The sequence below is a fragment of the Bacillus sp. P4_D3 genome (assembly GCF_056401855.1).
Genome location: NZ_JBFUIN010001110.1, coordinates 1 through 809, shown reverse-complemented (window position 1 = coordinate 809; position 809 = coordinate 1). Strand labels below are relative to the sequence as shown.

Annotated in this window: 2 protein-coding genes and 1 pseudogene; 1 reads left to right on the top strand and 2 read right to left on the bottom strand. The window is 32.9% G+C overall.

Translation table 11 applies throughout. The features are described 5' to 3' along the window. Positions 1-309 (top strand): annotated as a pseudogene (locus AC1DTM_RS29635) (biotin transporter BioY); the annotation flags it as partial. Between the two features lie 26 nt (positions 310-335). Here the strand turns inward: AC1DTM_RS29635 and AC1DTM_RS29630 are convergent. Together AC1DTM_RS29630 and AC1DTM_RS29625 are read right to left on the bottom strand one after the other, a co-directional pair. Then, positions 336-485, bottom strand: coding sequence for a hypothetical protein (locus AC1DTM_RS29630; RefSeq protein ID WP_477001607.1), 150 nt, complete (start codon positions 483-485; stop codon positions 336-338). 18 nt (positions 486-503) lie between these two features. Continuing rightward, on the bottom strand, positions 504-677 hold the full coding sequence (locus AC1DTM_RS29625) for a hypothetical protein (RefSeq protein ID WP_016104278.1): 174 nt from the start codon (positions 675-677) through the stop codon (positions 504-506). Positions 678-809 lie beyond the last annotated feature (132 nt).

Here is an 809-nt window from a genome sequence, read left to right as displayed (position 1 = left end):
CAACTAGCAGTGTTTGAGTTTAATAATAAAGAAGATGTGAAACGAAAAGGTGAAGAAATATTTATAAATAGAGGGTATGAACAGTTAATAGAAAATTATTACCCAAACCGTTTTCGGGATTTAGAGTATAAATTTACAAACGAGGAGATACGTGAAGAGACAGATGAAAGTTTTCGCTATCATGCTGTAGCGTACGTTGCTGGTACTGAAAATGGTAAGAGAAGTGAAATGAAATTAAATTATGACATGAAAATTGTAAAGGTTAATAATATATTTAGGGTGTTAGATCAAAAGCAGTACGTACAATGAAAAATCCCTCAAGGAGAAGAGGGATTTTAAAGATTTTMATTTTGTTGCCCAAGTTCTTTTTGAGCAATGTATAAATTTCCTTGCTCAACTTGTTTCAGTGTATGAACAGAATCTCCTGCATATCCTTTTTCTGTTTTAACAGTTCTTTTTGAACGATTTGAATCTTGTTTCTTCATATAATAGACCACCTTTCCTTAAAAATAGACGAAAATGATGAGCACGAGTAATACAGCTGCGAAAATGGTAATGCCCATTAAAAAAGAAGTATTTTTATATTTAGGTGGCCTATGTACATCTTGCCGATATCCAGGTGAAATTTCAGGGGCGAATTCTTCATCGAATGATTGTTTCTTTTGTGTTTCGTCCATATGTATCCGCCTTTCTTTTTCATTATGTTACACGTTACAAGAAAAAATATGCATGAAGAAAACAGCCGCTATATCATTAGCGGCTGTTTTGCGTTGTATATTTTCTTGCTGTTTTGCGTTGTATATTTTCTT

Bases quoted from the DNA above. Each gene is read 5' to 3' on its own strand.
- AC1DTM_RS29625 (WP_016104278.1), bottom strand. From the start codon at position 677: ATGGACGAAACACAAAAGAAACAATCATTCGATGAAGAATTCGCCCCT.